Annotated in this window: 21 protein-coding genes; 3 read left to right on the forward strand and 18 right to left on the reverse strand. The window is 64.7% G+C overall.

Features of this window, described 5'->3' with window-relative positions; genetic code table 11:
* Positions 1–9: 9 nt before the first annotated feature.
* From IT430_20700 to IT430_20710, 3 genes are all read left to right on the forward strand, one after another.
* Positions 10–519, forward strand: a complete 510-nt coding sequence (locus tag IT430_20700; protein MCC6910362.1) for a hypothetical protein — start codon at positions 10–12, stop codon at positions 517–519.
* Between the two features lie 24 nt (positions 520–543).
* Positions 544–879, forward strand: coding sequence for a hypothetical protein (locus tag IT430_20705; GenBank protein ID MCC6910363.1), 336 nt, complete (start codon positions 544–546; stop codon positions 877–879).
* A gap of 118 nt (positions 880–997) precedes the next feature.
* Positions 998–1,801, forward strand: a complete 804-nt coding sequence (locus IT430_20710) for a hypothetical protein (protein MCC6910364.1) — start codon at positions 998–1,000, stop codon at positions 1,799–1,801.
* A gap of 15 nt (positions 1,802–1,816) precedes the next feature.
* Here IT430_20710 and IT430_20715 read toward each other — a convergent pair whose 3' ends face one another.
* From IT430_20715 to IT430_20800, 18 genes are all read right to left on the reverse strand, one after another.
* A complete protein-coding gene (locus IT430_20715; GenBank protein MCC6910365.1) occupies positions 1,817–2,764 on the reverse strand; it encodes a hypothetical protein in 948 nt (315 codons plus the stop codon).
* A 31-nt stretch (positions 2,765–2,795) separates the two neighbouring features.
* Positions 2,796–3,584: a hypothetical protein gene (locus IT430_20720; GenBank protein MCC6910366.1), complete on the reverse strand. Its 789-nt coding sequence runs from the start codon at positions 3,582–3,584 to the stop codon at positions 2,796–2,798.
* A complete protein-coding gene (locus IT430_20725) occupies positions 3,581–4,387 on the reverse strand; it encodes a hypothetical protein (GenBank protein ID MCC6910367.1) in 807 nt (268 codons plus the stop codon). The genes IT430_20720 and IT430_20725 overlap by 4 nt, the downstream gene beginning before the upstream one ends.
* Positions 4,384–6,732 (reverse strand): phage tail tape measure protein, encoded by a 2,349-nt coding sequence (locus IT430_20730; GenBank protein MCC6910368.1) that lies wholly within the window; start codon positions 6,730–6,732, stop codon positions 4,384–4,386. The genes IT430_20725 and IT430_20730 overlap by 4 nt, the downstream gene beginning before the upstream one ends.
* Before the next feature lie 12 nt (positions 6,733–6,744).
* A complete protein-coding gene (locus tag IT430_20735) occupies positions 6,745–7,188 on the reverse strand; it encodes a hypothetical protein (protein MCC6910369.1) in 444 nt (147 codons plus the stop codon).
* Positions 7,185–7,643, reverse strand: a complete 459-nt coding sequence (locus tag IT430_20740) for a hypothetical protein (protein ID MCC6910370.1) — start codon at positions 7,641–7,643, stop codon at positions 7,185–7,187. The genes IT430_20735 and IT430_20740 overlap by 4 nt, the downstream gene beginning before the upstream one ends.
* Entirely contained in the window at positions 7,640–7,849 is a 210-nt protein-coding gene (locus IT430_20745) for a hypothetical protein (protein MCC6910371.1), read from the reverse strand. Before IT430_20745 ends, IT430_20740 begins: the two co-directional genes overlap by 4 nt.
* 20 nt (positions 7,850–7,869) lie before the next feature.
* Entirely contained in the window at positions 7,870–8,355 is a 486-nt protein-coding gene (locus IT430_20750; protein ID MCC6910372.1) for a hypothetical protein, read from the reverse strand.
* A 47-nt stretch (positions 8,356–8,402) separates the two neighbouring features.
* Positions 8,403–9,002 (reverse strand): hypothetical protein, encoded by a 600-nt coding sequence (locus IT430_20755; protein MCC6910373.1) that lies wholly within the window; start codon positions 9,000–9,002, stop codon positions 8,403–8,405.
* A gap of 42 nt (positions 9,003–9,044) precedes the next feature.
* Positions 9,045–9,473: a hypothetical protein gene (locus tag IT430_20760; GenBank protein ID MCC6910374.1), complete on the reverse strand. Its 429-nt coding sequence runs from the start codon at positions 9,471–9,473 to the stop codon at positions 9,045–9,047.
* 66 nt (positions 9,474–9,539) lie between these two features.
* Positions 9,540–9,962: a hypothetical protein gene (locus IT430_20765; protein ID MCC6910375.1), complete on the reverse strand. Its 423-nt coding sequence runs from the start codon at positions 9,960–9,962 to the stop codon at positions 9,540–9,542.
* Positions 9,959–10,204: a hypothetical protein gene (locus IT430_20770; protein ID MCC6910376.1), complete on the reverse strand. Its 246-nt coding sequence runs from the start codon at positions 10,202–10,204 to the stop codon at positions 9,959–9,961. The genes IT430_20765 and IT430_20770 overlap by 4 nt, the downstream gene beginning before the upstream one ends.
* Position 10,205: 1 nt before the next feature.
* Positions 10,206–10,532, reverse strand: coding sequence for a hypothetical protein (locus IT430_20775; protein MCC6910377.1), 327 nt, complete (start codon positions 10,530–10,532; stop codon positions 10,206–10,208).
* 87 nt (positions 10,533–10,619) lie between these two features.
* On the reverse strand, positions 10,620–11,357 hold the full coding sequence (locus tag IT430_20780) for a DUF2190 family protein (GenBank protein ID MCC6910378.1): 738 nt from the start codon (positions 11,355–11,357) through the stop codon (positions 10,620–10,622).
* Positions 11,358–11,408: 51 nt separating this feature from the next.
* Complete coding sequence (locus IT430_20785) at positions 11,409–13,475, reverse strand: hypothetical protein (protein MCC6910379.1); 2,067 nt, start codon at positions 13,473–13,475, stop codon at positions 11,409–11,411.
* Complete coding sequence (locus IT430_20790) at positions 13,447–14,883, reverse strand: phage portal protein (GenBank protein ID MCC6910380.1); 1,437 nt, start codon at positions 14,881–14,883, stop codon at positions 13,447–13,449. Before IT430_20790 ends, IT430_20785 begins: the two co-directional genes overlap by 29 nt.
* Before the next feature lie 75 nt (positions 14,884–14,958).
* Positions 14,959–15,162, reverse strand: a complete 204-nt coding sequence (locus IT430_20795; GenBank protein ID MCC6910381.1) for a hypothetical protein — start codon at positions 15,160–15,162, stop codon at positions 14,959–14,961.
* 15 nt (positions 15,163–15,177) lie between these two features.
* Positions 15,178–15,351, reverse strand: a complete 174-nt coding sequence (locus IT430_20800; GenBank protein MCC6910382.1) for a hypothetical protein — start codon at positions 15,349–15,351, stop codon at positions 15,178–15,180.
* Positions 15,352–16,088: the final 737 nt, after the last annotated feature.

The following is a 16,088-nucleotide window of genomic DNA, read 5'->3' on the forward strand; positions in this document are numbered from 1 at the left end:
CAATTGAAGATGGCAAGTCGGTCGGAGCCGGCGAGCCCGCTGCTGCTCAATCCCATGAGATTCCCGACCGCGCGTGCTCAGTTTGACGAGCGCGTGCAGTTGGCGCTCGGGTATCCGACCATCCTGATCGTCATCTGGCCGGACCACGTCGCGCGGAACGCGGCCATGCGCGAAGCGGCAGAGGATGCTGGTGGATTGCTCATCGATAGCAAGGGGATGCGCTCGCGCCGTTTGCTCAGGGCTCTCGAGGAGCAGATGAAGATTCCATCGCGCCTCTCGTCGTTCGAGCGCTATCGCGCGATCTCTGATGCGCTGGCGACATCGCGCGGGTCGCTATTCCTCGACAATGCTGATGTGTTTGACCGGCTGGTGCTTCGAATCCTTCGCGACTTCTACAATCGAGCCCGCACAAGCACCGTGATCGGCACCGCTACCACAAAGCTGGCCCCACTGATTGACGATCGGGAGAGTGGAGGTGAACTCTTCTCCCGATCCGCAGTCTGCGATCTCCGCTCATAGACGAATGGGGCCGAACTACGCGAAGTGAAGGAAACGAGCAATCGGAACCGCAACGGCGAGGGCTTGGAAATGACCGCATCTGGTCTCGCTCGCATCCCAACCGCTGGCCTGCAGCAGGAATTGGAACGGCGTACTGCCAAGGCTGCTGCGCTCCATGCCGAGTGGATTCGGCTAGTTGGCAAACTGAAGGACGTCAAAGCGGAGATGGAAGTGCTGGGCGATACACCGCCGCTAACCGATCTCGCGCGTGCGCTGGAGTCGAACGGTCGCTCATTCGGCAAGACCATGGCGGCTCGCACTCGAGCTGCGAACAAAGTGACTCTCGGAAGGCCGGGTACCGTTCCGGAGCTGCCAATCTGAACACAATGGTCAACCTGACGCTGCTCAAGCGCAAGGATCTGTTCGAAAAGATCGAGCGAGGACAATACACCGCCAAGTGAACCCCAAGTGGCTCGACGGGGATCTTCGGAGGATCGTAATGAACAACCCGATGCAGGCAGTCGAGCATGCGGTGAAGGCCGTCCAATCAGTGCCCGCGGAATTGCGAGAGGAAGCATTTAGGTTTCTGCTGCGATTTCGCGCTTCCGGGCAAGAAGTCGAACCCGAGCCCTGCAATCTCACGGACAGCCAGAAAGAACTGATGGCGTGCGCCAGAAGCGAGTACGCGGAGCTTCGCGGCGAAATCAACAAGCGCATTGACCTTCAGAATGGCGCCCTTCAGCGAGTGCTCTCGCTCTTTGGCATCACCGCCACGATCGGCGTGGCGTTCTTCGCCGCCCTCGTTCGCACGCGAGCTTCGGGTGACGAGAACGTGCTCCTCTCGGAACAAGAGATTCTGGTGCTCGGAAAGGCGCTGTGGGTGCTGGCGTGGCTATTCGCGGTCATCACTACGCTGCTGATCTGCAACTGGGTCTACCAGTTGTGGCTAATCTTTCGAATTCATGAGTACATCGCCTGGCTGGCGCGCACGATCGAGCCGCAGCTGCCGGGGGCGAAGTCGATTCTGTTCCGATACGCGCGACACGATCTCGGACAACCATGGGCAGGACCGTATGACAAGAAGCGCTTCCGGTATCTTCAGGTGCTGGTGTTGTACAGCTTCTCCTTCCTATCGTTGGGCGCCTTGGTCGCGATCGGCTTCAATCTATGGAGTGACGCCACCTGGTTCGAACGAACGCTGGGATTCGCTCTTGGGGCAGTCGTTATTGTGGCACTGGTTGTAGTTGGCGTTGTGCACGTTTCCCTGCATCATGTAGCGGAGCACGAGACATCTCTTCCCTGAATGGCTTTGAGCTCGTTAGCCCTGCTTCCGGCAACCTTGGCACCGGCGCCGGCGGTCTTCGTGCGCGTCCGCACGATCAATCGCGGCCGCGTCCACCTGCCTATGCGGCGCGATCCGCGGCCCGGACACCTCAAGCGACGCCAACCCCGCGCCGCCGTCAAAGCTGCTGCAATCCGTATCGCACGCCATCGTCAACGTTGCCGTGCCGCCCGTCGCGGCCGGATGCATCGCCGTCCCAGATCCGCCGCAGAGGCAGGCGGTGCTGGACAGGTCGTTGGGGATGGCCAGCGGCCAGGTTGAGTAGTTGGCGCACTGGCGGGCATCGAAACTCGCCGCGCCGAAGAAGATGGGGATCGGGATGGTGCCGGCAGGAGAGGCGGTGACCCAGAGGATGAAGCGGCGCGTGGTGCCGACGACCTGGTAGTCGAGCACAGCACTGGTGATGAGCACGCTGAACGTGTTGCTCGTGCCGGTGCAGTTGGCGTTGACGTACTGCGTGGCGTCGATGCCGGTGTCGGGCAGCACGACGCACATGTGCCACTGGCGGCAGACGTTGCCGGGCACGATCTCAGCACAGGGCAGGTCGGGATCGCGGATGGGTGTGTGCGCGCCATCGTTCCAGTTGAAAGGGAGCACCAGATCGGGCATCGCCGCGGAGAGGTACTTGTACGAAGCCCACGTTCCCGGCGCGGCCACGCAGTTGTTGTTGCGGAATGTGCGGCAGTTGGTCACGAACGTCAGGCCGCTGAGCGTGACCGTCAGGCATGCCTTGCCGCTGGCGTTGTGGCAGCCGGCTGTGGGCAGCGCGTGTTTGATGCCGTCGCCGCACACCCAGCACTCGCAGCACAGGCAGTGGGGGCACTCGATGCCTTCCTTGCAGCAGCAGCATTTCGTGCTGGACGCGGGAAGGCCGGTCGGGCCGAGCAGGAGCGAGTTGCCCGATGGTCCAAGGATGAGGGGCATGGTTCGATTCCCTTCGGGTGCTCACCACGAGTCAGGGACAACTCTCCAGATTGACGTCACTCGTCGTGCTGGAAGTTGGCGTGGCGCCGACTCCGATGACCACGCCGGCCACGTTGCGCGAAAGCGTGATGATTGATCGCTGAGCCGTGATGCGCAGGACGTTGCCGACGATCGCGTGGGTCACGCCGGTGACGAGTGTGAGTTGCACGGTGCTGTTCACGGTGGTGTCGATCTTGAGACAGCCGTTGGCATCGAAGGCCAGGCCGCTCGCGCTCGCGAGGCAGACGGCCGCGCCACCGGCGGGCAAACGGACAATGGCCTGGCGCGTCGTACTGATCGAACTCTCGACCCAGAGGATCTGCGCAGCGCCGCTGTTGCCGCTAAGCAATCGGTCGGTGAACCCCGGCGACACGTCCGCGAACTCGTGGTTCGGATTGGCCATGCCGATCTTCACGGGAACGATTCCGCCCATCGCGGCGCCGACGATGGCGCCGGGCGCTGCAGTCTCAAGCAGGATTGCGAACTTGCCCGCGTGCTCGGCCGCCGGCACCACGCCAGTGAACGCGACACGTTCGAGTTCAAGAGCGTCAGTGGGGGCGATGATCGGATCGGTGATCGCGAGGACGCCGAATCGGTTGACCGTTGAAGCGGTCGAGTTGAGCACGAGGATCACGTCGTTGTCCCGCCGCAGGCGCTGGGGCTCGCGGGATTCCTCATGCTGGCGCTGGCGCAGATCGACGGCGGCATCGACGAAGGCGTTGTAGGCCGCGGCGGGGATCTTGAGTGGGTCGCCGGATTTCACCTTGCGCAGGGAACTCATGTTCCGATCCCCAGCCCGGTGAAGTCGCTGCTGTCGTACACACGCTCGACGTAGACCGCCACGGGCCGTTTCACCAGCGCGCCGGCGGTCGCGTCCTCGGCCTCGGCATACCTCACCCAGAGGTACTCCCAACCCTTTTTGTCGATGCCGGTGATGTCGCCGATGCTCAGGCCTGTTCGATTGGGTCGCGAGGCGAAGCGGAAAGTCAATTCCCAGTCGCCCTGGCCGCGTTTGGAGCCGCTCACGCCGAGGAAGAGGCACTCGCCGGCGGCGAAGCCCTTGAACGCGGCATCGTTCACACGGCCGGTGAGGGCGAAGAGCGTACCTTTATAAGCAGGCGTCACCGAACTGTCGTCGAGGTAGTGCGTCTCGGTGAACTGGTAGACCGGCACGACGATGTCCACACCCTCGACGCTGTCGGCCGTAACGCCGATGGCCCCCTTGAAGTCCGGAGCGGTCTTGCCGGGCGGGGCGTACGAAGCGATGGTGGCCGAGGATTGAGTGATGTGCTCGCTGCCGCCGCCGGTTTCGAAGGTGAAGGTGCTCTCGCCGGTGTCGGGCGGGTCGGTCGATGAATCGACCTGGTAGGTGACAGTCCCGTCGTAGAGATCAGGCCCGGCCTCTTCGACACGCACCTGGTAGAGCGGCAGACCGCCATAGAAGGATGGCACCTCGGCTTCGAGCGCGGCCAGCGCCTCGAGGTCATCGCTCGTGCCGCGCACCCAGTACAGGCGCTCGGTCGATGGACTCCGGCCGCTGCTGGTCGTTCGACTGATCCCGCGTTCCTGAACTTCCGTGCTCATCCGAAGGCCAATCCCTTCGTGGATGCCTCCACGAGGCGCTTGGTGTGTCGTGCCGTCTGCTCGGTGGCGCGGGCGGTTCTTTCAGCGCTGTCATCGCCGGCGGCGAGGCCGCGCACGGCCTCGGCGCTGAACGTACCCCGCACCTCGATGCCGCGGCTGAACGCCTCGCCAAGCCCGGCGAGTTGATCTTCGAGCGCCGCGACAAGCTGCCCCGGCGATCGAGGCCCACCAGATTCGTCCGCCTGCGCCTCCTCGCGGCTGCGCCTGGCCTGGGCGATCGCTTCCTCCAGGCGCTGCCGCGCTTCATCAAGTTGCCGCTGGGTTTCGGCGAGGCGGGAGTCGGTGCCGGATCGAAGTGATTCCTGCGCTTCCTCGAACTGCCGGCCGATCTCCGCGAGCGTCGCCTCGTTGGTTTCCGCGGCATGGCGGCGCTGCTCTTGCCGCTTGCGCTCACGTTCGTCGAGCTGCTGCTGCGCCTGACTCTCCAGTTCGGACAGTCGGGATTCGAGCTGCTCATCGACGAGCTGCTTGGCGGCATCGACGTTCAGAGACGAATCGAACAGCCCCTGGATCTCGAGCATCCGCTTGGCCACAAAGGACGTCTCCGATTCCCAGATCTTCTGGAATCCCGTTGTGAACTTCGTCCAGGTCTTTGACAGGAATGAGGTCGTCTCGATCCATGCGACCTCGAGGGCGTGGAATCCCGTCTGCGCCGCCGCCAGCGCCCCGAACCACATCTTCTGGGCGGTGGTGATGAAGAAGTCCCGGGCCGTGAGCCAGGCGGAGTTGAGCGCCGCCACACCCTGCTGCCACACGAGTTTGAGCGACAGCCAGAGGATTTTGGCCGCCAGCGCCACATCACCCGCAGCGAGAGCATCGGAGATGCCCTGCATGACTCGAGTGACGCCGTCGCGCAACTGCGCGAACTGCTTGCCGAGCCAACCGATCGCCGCACCGGCGGCGCCGCTCGAAACCAGAACGGCGACACCCAGTGCGGCGACGGCGGTGATCACAACGCCGATGGGCGACAGAATCGCGCCCGCGGCGGCGCCGACCGCAAGCAGCGCCGCCTTGGCGGTGAGCAGGATGGTTCTCAGACCTCCGAGCACGAACGCCGCCGCCTGCGCCGCGACACCGACTGCGACCAACGTCACGCCGAGCGCGCCCACCAGCAGTATCGAGGCCGCAGCGATGACGACCACAGAGCGGTTCTCACGCACCCACTGCGCCATCGCCGCGGTGGCGCGCGTGATGGAGTGTGCGACCGCGCGCAGCGCCCCGACAAGTGACTCGCCGACGGCGATTGCCAGGCCTTCGAGGGCACTCTTGAAAATGGTTGCCTGTCCCTTGAGCGTGTTGAGCTGCACACCAGCGATGCGCGAGGCCGTTCCGCCGGCGTCGCCAAGCGCGCGGGTGTATTCCCGGAGTTTGTCCGCGCCCTGGGAGAGCAGTTCCGCCATGCCCGCCGCCTGGCGCGCGGGGAAGATGCGCCCGAGCACTTCGAGGCGCTCCCCTGAGCCCATCGCTTCCATCGCACGATTGAGATCGTCAATGATGTCGGCCAGCGGCCGCACGTTGCCCTCGGCGTCGAGCACTCGGACGCCGAGTTCCTTGAGTTTGTCCGCCGCTTCCTGGCTCGGGCTGGTGAGCGCCAGGATCGCGCCTCTGAGGCTCGTCCCCGCCATCTCACCCTGGATGCCGGCATTCGAGAGCAGTTGAATGGCCGCGACGATTTCCTCGAAGGCGATGCCGGCGCTCTTGGCGATCGGCCCGACGAACTTCATGGCGTCGCCGAGTTGAAGCAGATCGGTGTTGGCGGTGGTCATCGCCTTGGTGAGGACATCCACCGCTTCGCCGAGACGGTCTGCCTCGATCCCCATGCCGGCCATGATCTTGGCGGCGATGTCCGCGGCCTGGGCGATCTCGAGCTGGCCCGCGGCGGCGAGATTGAGTGTCGGGCCGATGGATCTGAGGATCTGCTCGACGCTGAAGCCGGCCAGGGCGAAGAAGCCCATGGCATCCGCTGCCTGGCTCGCCGAGAAGACCGTCGTTTCGCCGAGGCGCTTGGCCTCCGACGAGAGGCGCAGAAAGTCCTTCTCACTGGCGTTGGTGAGCGCCCGCACTCGCGCCATGCTCTGTTCGAAGCTGGCGAAGACCGGCGCGCTGATCGCCAGGGGCGCCGCGGCGGTGGCCGCAGCAGTGATGAGACGCTGACCGATGGAGCGGACGCCGCTGCCGAACGCCTGCAGACGGCGCTGAGCCGCCTTCAGGCCCGCCGTGAGTTTGTCGCTCACGCCCAGTTCAACAAACGCCCGCCCTGCCCGGATGCCTCGCGTCTCGGCCATGGAAGTACCGCCTCAGCCCGCGGAGCGCACACTGTTGCGCCATACCGCGGGCAGATTCGATTTCTCCTTCTCCAGCGCCGGGCGCATGTATGGCCGCGCTGCGATGCGCACGACCCGTTTGCCTCGCCGTCGCTCGCGACGTCTGGACTCGACGGATGCGCGACCGCCGAACTCGAGGACACTGGGCGCCGTCGATTGCCGGAATCCCACGGGTCCGACGACGACCGAGTCGCGCTGCCGGTCATAGCCGAAGAGGATGAAGCGGCGCAGCAGTCCGGTGTGGCTGGAAGGCGGTTGACCCGGCCGGCTCGATCGCTTCCGCTTGCGGATCGAGCTGCGGGCTCGCTGACGGATGAAGGCGCCGGCCTTCGAGAGCGCCTGCCGCCTGCCCCGATCGACCGCCCGCTGCACCCGCGGGCGGTCGAAGAACATCTGCTTGAGGCGCAGGTCGATCACGTTGAAGCTGCGTCCCCGCCGAGGGTCTTGCCCTGCTTGAGACCCTTGTTGAAGGACGCTTCCTTCTCCTTGCGCAGGCGACCCGACCCGATGAAGAGACCGACGATGCCCGTCAGCGCCGGCAATGCGGGGCCGACGATCGGTACGCCGGCCAGTGTCGGACCCACCGAGTCGAGCGCCGAGAGTGTCAGCTGACTGAGCATGCCCCGGATCTCACCGGCTCGTTCGATCGAGGCCTTCCACTGAGAACCCGTACGCTGGGTGTTCTCGAACCACGCCCGGTACTCGGCTTCGGCCTCGTTGAGCGTGATGCGCGACGAGAGGCCGGTCGTCTGCTGGATGGTGTTGGGCGTCCTGACCTTGACGACGTCGCCAAGATCAAAGCCCGCGCAGGCGGCGAGCACGAGTGAGAACATGACGGCCGCGAAGACATACATGACGGAACTGCGATTCATGGGATCCCCTCTGGAACACGGTTGTCGATGAACACTTGTTTGAGCACACGCACATCCGCCTTGACAGAAGGCGTCTGTCGTGCGAACGGATCGAAGTCAGTGGGCCGCAATGGCCGGCCCTTTCTGCGGTCGCGGTGGGTATTGGCGATGAGCGCCATGACGGCGCTGGTGCGCCCCCACTGCTCACGCCGCCGGGCCTCGGCCATGATGAGCAGCTCTCTGAGGGTCAGGGAGCCCGGGTCGATTCCGAGGATGCCGGCGCACTGCCAGATGATGCGGTGGCACTGGCGAGCGCCTGGTCCACCATTCGATCGAGCTGACCGCTTTGCAGGCGCTGTTCGATGAGATCCCGCGCCCGGTCCATGACGCGATTCGTCGCTTCCAGCACCCGCCCGAGGTTCCTGCGGTCCCTCGGGCTCGGGCAGAAAGACACCAGCTCCTCCAGCAGCGCCGCTGTGGCGTGCTCGATCGCGTCGCCGGCCATGGCGCGGCCAAAGTCTTCATCGCTCACCTGGCGCTCGTCGGCCTGCGGCTTGCACACGGCGTACACGACGTCGCACAGGAGGATGGGGTCGCGAATCAGCCGCTCGATGAGCTTGCCCTCGACGATTTCGAGGAGGTCGACCTGGGCCAGGTCACGCACGCGCTTGATGGCCGCGACGTTGATCTCGACGTTCCAGGAGCGTTTGGCGTTGTCGATGAATGTCTTCATGCGCGCAGTGGGTCCGAGGAGTGTCAGTGAGATGAACTCGGGTTCAGTTACGGCGTCGAGTCGTAAAGCACACCCAGATCGAGCGTCGCTGCCGCGACAGAGCCGGACTGCGAGCCCCTGATCGAGTCGACGACGGTGGAGACGAGCGGATTCGGGGCGGTGGAGCCGTTGAGCCAGAACCACGCCTCGCGGGTGCTCAGATCGACGGAGAGTTCCGTCGCCCCGCTTTCCTGGAAGCTCAGGTGCCCAAGCGCTGTGCACAGGGCGCCCACCGCCACCAGATTGGCGCCGTCGAAGTCGGTGGCGATGGCAACCTGTTTGGCGGCGGTGATCGCGGTGCTCACCGCGGGCAGAATGTCCCCGGCGCCGCCTGAGAACGTAACGTCATCGGAGACCACGTTGTCGACATCGACGTCATAGCGGCGACCGCCGTCCCAGTAGATGTCGATCGTGTCGCCAATCTGGAGTGTCGTGCCGGCAACGGTGAGCACGCCCGTGGTGTCGGTGGTGCGCGTTGAGAGATCGCCGGCTTCCGCGGCGGGCAACGTAATCGGCCCGTGACGGATGGCGCCGTCGGCCGAGCGAGAAAGGCTCGAATTGAGTGGAGCTCCGGCGATCTCGCCCGAGATGGTCAATCTGCTGTCCATGTGTGTACTGCTCCGATCGTTTCGCGCATCATGTCAGTCGTATCAGGGCGTGAGCCAGCTCGGCGGTGTCGCCGAGTAGGTCACCTTGGCGGTGACCGAGACGGTGATCGCTTCTTCGAGCGCCTCGCTGCGCGAGAAGGCGGTGATCATGAAGTCCGCCTGCAAACCCTCGCCGCTGTCGCCGTCGAGAATCTGCAGTCCTAGGACGGCGTTGTTGAGATAGGCATCGCGCACGGCGGCGAAGCCCGCATCGCCGGTATCCCACACCATCTCGAACTCGACGCTGGCGTCCTTGAGCGTGGCGACGATGGCCCGCCACCCGTTGTTGGCGCGGGTGGTCACATCCGCTTCGCCCGCTTCGAGTGAGAGCGTGACGTCCTTGGTGTTGGTCAGTTCCGTCCAGGCGCCTCCCCCCGCCTGGCCGCCGACCTTGAAGTTCAGCGTCGCTTCCATGCCCAGCCGAATGGCCATCATCTGCTCCTGCGTCTGCGCATCCGCGCGGAAAGATCAATTCATGTGTCGCCATCGACAGCGCGATCAGCGCTTCACGCGGTAAGTCACCGTCAGGACACTCGTGAGCTGGCGATTCTGATCGAGATGCTCGGCCGCCACCACGGGATCGTGCTCGATGGACAGCCAGGCGGCGCTGGGGTACTCATCAAGGCGCTTGAGGCGCAGGTGGTCGGCGATCTCCTCGACCAGATCGAGCAGTACATCGATCTCGGTGTCATCCGCGACCTTCTTCTGGACTCCTACGTCCACGGCGCAGTCGAAGAACGAGTTCGCCCGCGAGGCCGTTGCAATCGTCTCGGACTTGGGGACCACGCTCACGCGCAGTGTCGCCAGTCCCGCCAGGTTAAACGAAGGCTGGTGCAGGCGCTCTGCGGTGAAGGGCATCGAGAACGAGGCGCCGTTGAGCGATTCGGTGACGGCGTCGGCCAGGGCGGTGAGCGTGCTCATGGGTGCTCCCTCCCATTGAGCCGACCCTCGAGATAGGACACCCGCCGCTCGACCGATTGGTACTCGTTTCGCAGTGAGCGGGCCTCGACGATGAGTTCATCGAGGCGGCGCTCGAGATGATCGAGCTTGGTCGTGACCACGCCCCACTGGACGGTGAACGCCGAGAGGGCGATCACCGCCGTGAGTACCACGCCGGCCCACCGTGACCAGACACTTCCGTTCCTCGTGGTTGCGTCGGCCATGTCAGACGATCTCCGTGGCGATGTGCTTGGTGTGGATGCGCAGGGCCTTCCTGTACGGATCGCTGTAGCGGAACGGCGGCTCGTGACCGGGGGCGCTGACTTCGCAGACGAAGACGCTGCCAGCCTCCATGTCTCGGATGAGATCTCCTGCGCTGGGCAGCACCATCTGTCCCTCGAGGATGAGATCGCCGGTGCGTACGAGGAAGTCGCGCGACTCGACCTTCTGCACGATGCCGTATTCATCACTCTGCTCGAAACTCGTCTGCCCCAGTGTGGCCTGGAGTTGAACAGACGAATTGCCGCGGTGGTACGTGATCGTTCGTGTCATGTGCTCGTGCCGCCTGCGGTCCAGAAAGCTCATGCCTTGTTCGAGGAGATCCGCCAACTGCTACCCCTGCATCACCCGCGTCAGCCGTTACGCGGCGGGTCGGTACCTGATCACCAGCACGAACGCGGGCATGTCCGAAGTCGTGCCGCCCTGGGTGACGTCCAGGGTGACATGCTCATCGCCGACGAGGATCTTGTGCGTGGCGCTGAGCGCCCCCAGGTCGCCCAAGTCACTCGAGGGCGGCTGGTTGGCGGTGTCGAAAGTCTTCGTGACGATCGTGTTGCCCGCGTCGTCCTTGAGCGCGATGACCACCGTGTTCGCATCGTCGACGCCTGCGGGAGCGCCCTGCGTGAGGATGCCCGCCGAGACGAGTTCGGCTCCGCCCGGGTGCGCGAAGATCGGGCGCGCTGCGATATCACCCGCGGCGGCGAGGTCCTCAATGGTGATGAGGGCGATCTGGTCCGCGGGCACCCGGTTGCGCACCACGAGGACGCGCACGGTCTGGTCCCCCGCTACCGCGGCCCTGATGACGCGGCCGAGGAACGTGTTCCCCGAGGCCGTGGCCGTCGCGGCGCCCGACCCCGCCGTTCCACCGACGGGGTCGCCGTCGGCATCCCAGAAGACATCATCGCCGAAACTCAGTGCTTCGTTCGCCTTGGCAATGTCGAACACACCCTCGGTCGCCAGGGGACCGGCGGTGTTGGCGGGGATGTCCCGCTTGGCGATTCCGACCATGTCGCCGTTGATCACTACATCGCCGGCGCCGATATCGGTGCCGGGGGTGTAGTCGATTGAGCTGCCTTCCTGAATGAATACGGCCTGCACGTTCTGGTCCTTTCAGATGAATGCACAGTCAGGGGGAATCGGCGCCGGTGATTACGCTTCGCCCTTCATCCGGATTCCCCCGCGCGGCTCCTGCTTGGCGACGCCGAAGTCGTGGTAGCCGCGCATCTGGATACCCAGCGTGTTGAAGTCCGCATCCGCGCTCTCCACGGTGGGCATCTGCTGGCCGTTGAGGAACGCGACCTCGATGACGGGCATGTCGTTGGGATCGGCGAGCAGGTACCACGCCTTGGTCGAGTTGCCCGTGTACTGCGCGTTGCTCAGGTAACTCGAACGAACCGGGCGGAACTTGCCCGCATGCGGGTTGGCCACCGGCGTTTTCTTCGTCGAGGCCGGGTCGCGCAGCTCGGTGCTGTTCATGATCTGCGTCGCCGGCACGTACAGACCGTTGGGCACGAGCAGGATCACCGGCGCCACCGCCAGCGGGTGGCCGTCGGGGTCGGTCTGGTCGAGGAAGAGCTGCTCGGCCTGGGTAAGCGAGTCGATTCCCAGCGCCGTGTCCACGCCCTCGGCGTAGTTGTTGTTGCCGGCGACGAAGAAGAGCGCGTTGTCGAGGAACTCCTTCCAGAATACCTCGTTGAGTTTGAGCGCACCGCCGCGACCAAGGCGGCGCGGTACGGCGGTCAGGGCATCGAGATCATCATTAATAAGGTCTCGGCGATCGATGCCGAACATGCGGCCGTAGGTCTTGGCCTGGTTGGTGTACGCCGTTTCGCCGGCGGTGGCATGCTTGAGTTCGCCCCCGGGCGGGATTTCTTCATAGACGAACCCGCCGGTGAGCGAGTAACTCGACACCTGCTTGAAGTCGCGCACCGACCGAATCGCGGCAATCTCACGCCAGGTGGACTCGACGGCTTCGAAGCCCGAGCGCAGGAACTTGTTGGCGACATTGCTCAGGATGCCCGGCAGACTGATGGTGCTCATCGCCGAGCCCTGTACATCCGCGAAGGCGAATTGGAGCAGGCCCTTGAGGTCGCTGCGCCCGTAGCCGCGGTACCCGTTGGCCTGCGCGAAGAGCAGCAGCGTCTCGACGAGACCGAGCCCGTGGCGATAAGTCCGCGTCGCGGTGCCGAGGACTTCCTCGGTGAAACCCGCTTCGAGAGTCTCGGTGTCGAGGCCGCCGGCGATGCACAGCGCCGCCTCAATGATCTGGCCGTTCACCACGGCTTCATGGCGGCGCGGGCCGCCAATTCCGCCGAAGGAGCGGCCCAGGCGCATCACTTCGAGCTGGTACTTGTCGGGCTTCCAGCCCGCCTCGAGCGCCGCGTGGGCGAGTTTGCCGAGTTCGTCGGCAAGTTCGGGCCGCTGGGCCAGAACTTCGGCCGTCATTTCCTGGATGCGGATGCGCCGCTCAGTCTCGGCGCGGGCCCGCGCCGTCATCTGATCAATTTCGGCGAGGGGATCACTGCCCGGGTATGAGGCATTCAGGCGCGTGGGTCGGCCGCGCTGCGTCGAATCATCACCGGCGTTCTGCGTTTCCTCGGCGCTGCTCGACTCCTCGGGGGCGGTGGCATTCTCATCGGACATGGAAGCGTGCTCCTTGGTGTGCTGGTGCCCGGCGGCGATACGCGCCTTGGTGCGCTGGTCCGCGCCGAGGTCGACAAAGCTGATCTCGTTCAGAACCGTCTTGTGCGCGACGTAGATCGGGCCGGAGAATTTCCGGGCGTTGACCTGCACCAAGACGCCGCGCTTGATGAATTCGAGTTCCTCGACCGAGGCGCCAATCGACGCCTGCCAGGGAAATCCCTTCTTGCCGCTGGCCACAATTTCGCGGGCCGCAGGGGTATCACGTGACACGACGCCCTCGGCGATCAGCTTGCCGTTTTCAATGGCGATGCGCTCCGTATGCCCGACGCCTTCGAGCGCCGAGTGCTGGAAACGCACGGGCCGCTGCTGTGTGGGAATCGTCAGCCCGTCGAGATTCACCACGACGGGAAACGCGAAGCCCATGGTGCGTATGGCGCCGCCGGTGTAGGCCACCATGCTGAAGCGGGGGAGGCGCGCCTCGGCCGCGGCTCCGTCACCGGTTGCCTCGGCTTCGATGACGACCTCGCAGCCCAGCGCGAGTGTCTCAGGCGTTTTCTGGTTCGTCTTGCTCATCATCGTCTTCCGTGACTGGTGAAGGAACGCCAACGGGTGCGGCTTCAGTCGCATCTTCGATCCCCAGTTCGCGCAGCAGCGCCCGTTCCTTGGCAATCTGCCGCAATTCCATCTCCCAGTCGAGTCCCTGCTTGGCGTACTCGCGGGCCAGCGACGTCGTGCGACTGGTCAGCCGCGTCGCTTGGGCGTTGGCTTCCTTGGCGGGATCGACGTGCTCGTTGCCATCCCAGAACCACTGGTGGCTGCGAGGCGCATCGGTCATGCGCATCGACTGGGGCAGCAGGTCTTCGACGAGCACGGCCTCATCGAGCCAGGCGTCGAAGATGCGATCGAGGACCGTGCACTCGAGGTGCGCCTGCTCGATGCGGTTGGATTTGAAGTAGGTCTGGTGATCGAGTCGCCCGCTGGCGTAGTTGTACCCGGAGGAGTTGCCCGCCGCGACGTTGAAAGGCATGTTCAGGCAGCGGACGATCTCGTTGAGGATCTCGCGCTTGAACTCGCCGTAGGTCGTCGCCGGCTGCTCGGCCTTCATCTGGGCCATTTTCCAGCCGCCGGGCAGCGTGAGAAGCATGCGCTTCTCGATCTCGATGGTGTCCATCGGCTCGATGTCTTCCGCCTCACCGTTGGGCGGTGCATCGGTCTGCAGGACCCCGGCGAACTCCGCGGCCGTCTCGGCCGCGGCGAGGACCGCCAGTGTGAAGCGGCGCAGCTGGGCAAAGAGCGGGATCGCCGGCGTGATGTCGGGAATGCCGCGACTCTGGCCCGGCCGATCGGCGCGGAAGTAGTGGATCATCGACGCCGCAGGCACACGGTCGTACTGCAGGCCAGCGCCCCAGCGGACGTCACCCGGATGTTGCTTGAGAACGTGATACTCGACGGGATTGCCGAACTCGTCGAAGACGATTCCGTCCACGGCGTTGGAATCGCTCAGCGCCAGATCGGGCGTCGCGACCTGATCGGCTTCGATGAGGCGGACGTCGAGCTGAATCGGGGTCGAAAGCCGCGTATTCCGCGCGAGCAGGGCAAATGACTCGCCGGATTCGGCGCGAGCGGAGCGCATGGTACGGAGCTTGGCCGCCAATCCGACAGCCTTGGACCACGCCATGAAGACCCGCTCGATGCGCGTGTTCGCCTCCGGATCGTTGGTCAGCATCTGCAGTCGCGGCCCCGTGCCGACCACATCGTTGGCCAGAGTACTGACAATGCCGCGGGCGTAGGAGTTGTTGGCCACTTCGTAGCGAGCGCGATTGCGCAGGACACGCCGCACTTCCGGACTGGCGGCGGCGTCAGCACTCAGCCCGTCGGCGTTGGCCCAGTGGCGGCGATTCCCGTCCGTGGTCACCGCCGCGTCGTAGCGCCCGCGGATCGCGGAAAGCGGCACGAGTCGGCTGAGGGGAACGGCGATCATCGATCGCCGCTGGTGCGACTGGGCCCGAGCGGGCGCATCCGTGCGCCAAAATGTCCGCAGGAAACTGAGCATGCGTCATTCAGTCGTCCCGGGCGGGACGAGCTTGGTGATCTTGACTCCGAGGTTCTTGTTCTTGGCGGCGGCCTTGGAGTTCAGGTAGCGATCCGCCTCGATCTGGTCCGTGAGCGAGTGCTGTTCCACGCTCCCCGCGTCGCCGGAGGCCCGCTTGGGGCCCCCGGCGTTGTCGCGGATCGCGTCGTCGAGCGGAGTCTCAGCCATGGGGGGTGGAGCGCCTTAGCGGCGGATGTTCTCCGGGAGGGCGTTCACGTCGCCGGGGTTCTCCGGCAGGTCAACCGAGGTCTGGCCGAAGGCGATGATGCCTCGCGCGTTCTCGATGAGCGCCTCAAGTCGGCTTCGATCAGACTCGAAGATGCCCGTGGCGCGGTCCCTCCGCTGGCTGGTGGGCATGAAAATCTCCTGGGGATTCGATGGGAGGCTGCGACGATCTCGTGCGTCCACAGTGGATGTGCACGACAGCAGCGCTGATTCGCCGCAAACTTGGTCGAGTTTGAGCGAATCGGTACGGATCCGTACTCAGCGTCCGCGCGTCACGATTCGCCGGCCGCAATGGCAGCAGGCGCGGCCGGCCGCATCTCCAAGTGCGCCATCCACGCCTCCTGCACCGCATCATCCAGCTTGGGCGCTGGGACAAAGCGCAACTCGATCACGAGTCGGCAAGGTCATCCGTAGATAGAAGCACCTGGTCCATCCGCCAGGTACCGACGGATGAAAGGCCCAGGGATTGCGGGTGGGGAGGGTGGGGGCGATAACGTTACACCGATAGACTCGTCTGATTCGATCGTTGGGCCCCCTTTCCCGTGACGGCTTCTCTTGGGCGCTCGCGACAAACCGTCTACCCAAGATGAATGGCAAATGGATGTATGCACATCCCAAACCGTGAGTCCGGAGACAACATGTCAGACTTCGACTCTGTCATTGAGATCTGCCTTCGCACGAAATCCCTTTCCGATCAACCTGCGACGACAGCGATCGACACCCTAGGGACATGGGTCGATAGCGCATGGATCGCGCAGCGCGTAGACGCACTTCGCCACATCGTATCCTTGGCTGACACGATCCAGAGGTCAGCGGCGACCGAGATGGATCAGACCCTCTTCGACTACTACCTCGGGAACGCGTGGAAC

The organism is Phycisphaerales bacterium (assembly GCA_020852515.1).
Taxonomy (GTDB): Bacteria; Planctomycetota; Phycisphaerae; order Phycisphaerales; family UBA5793; genus UBA5793.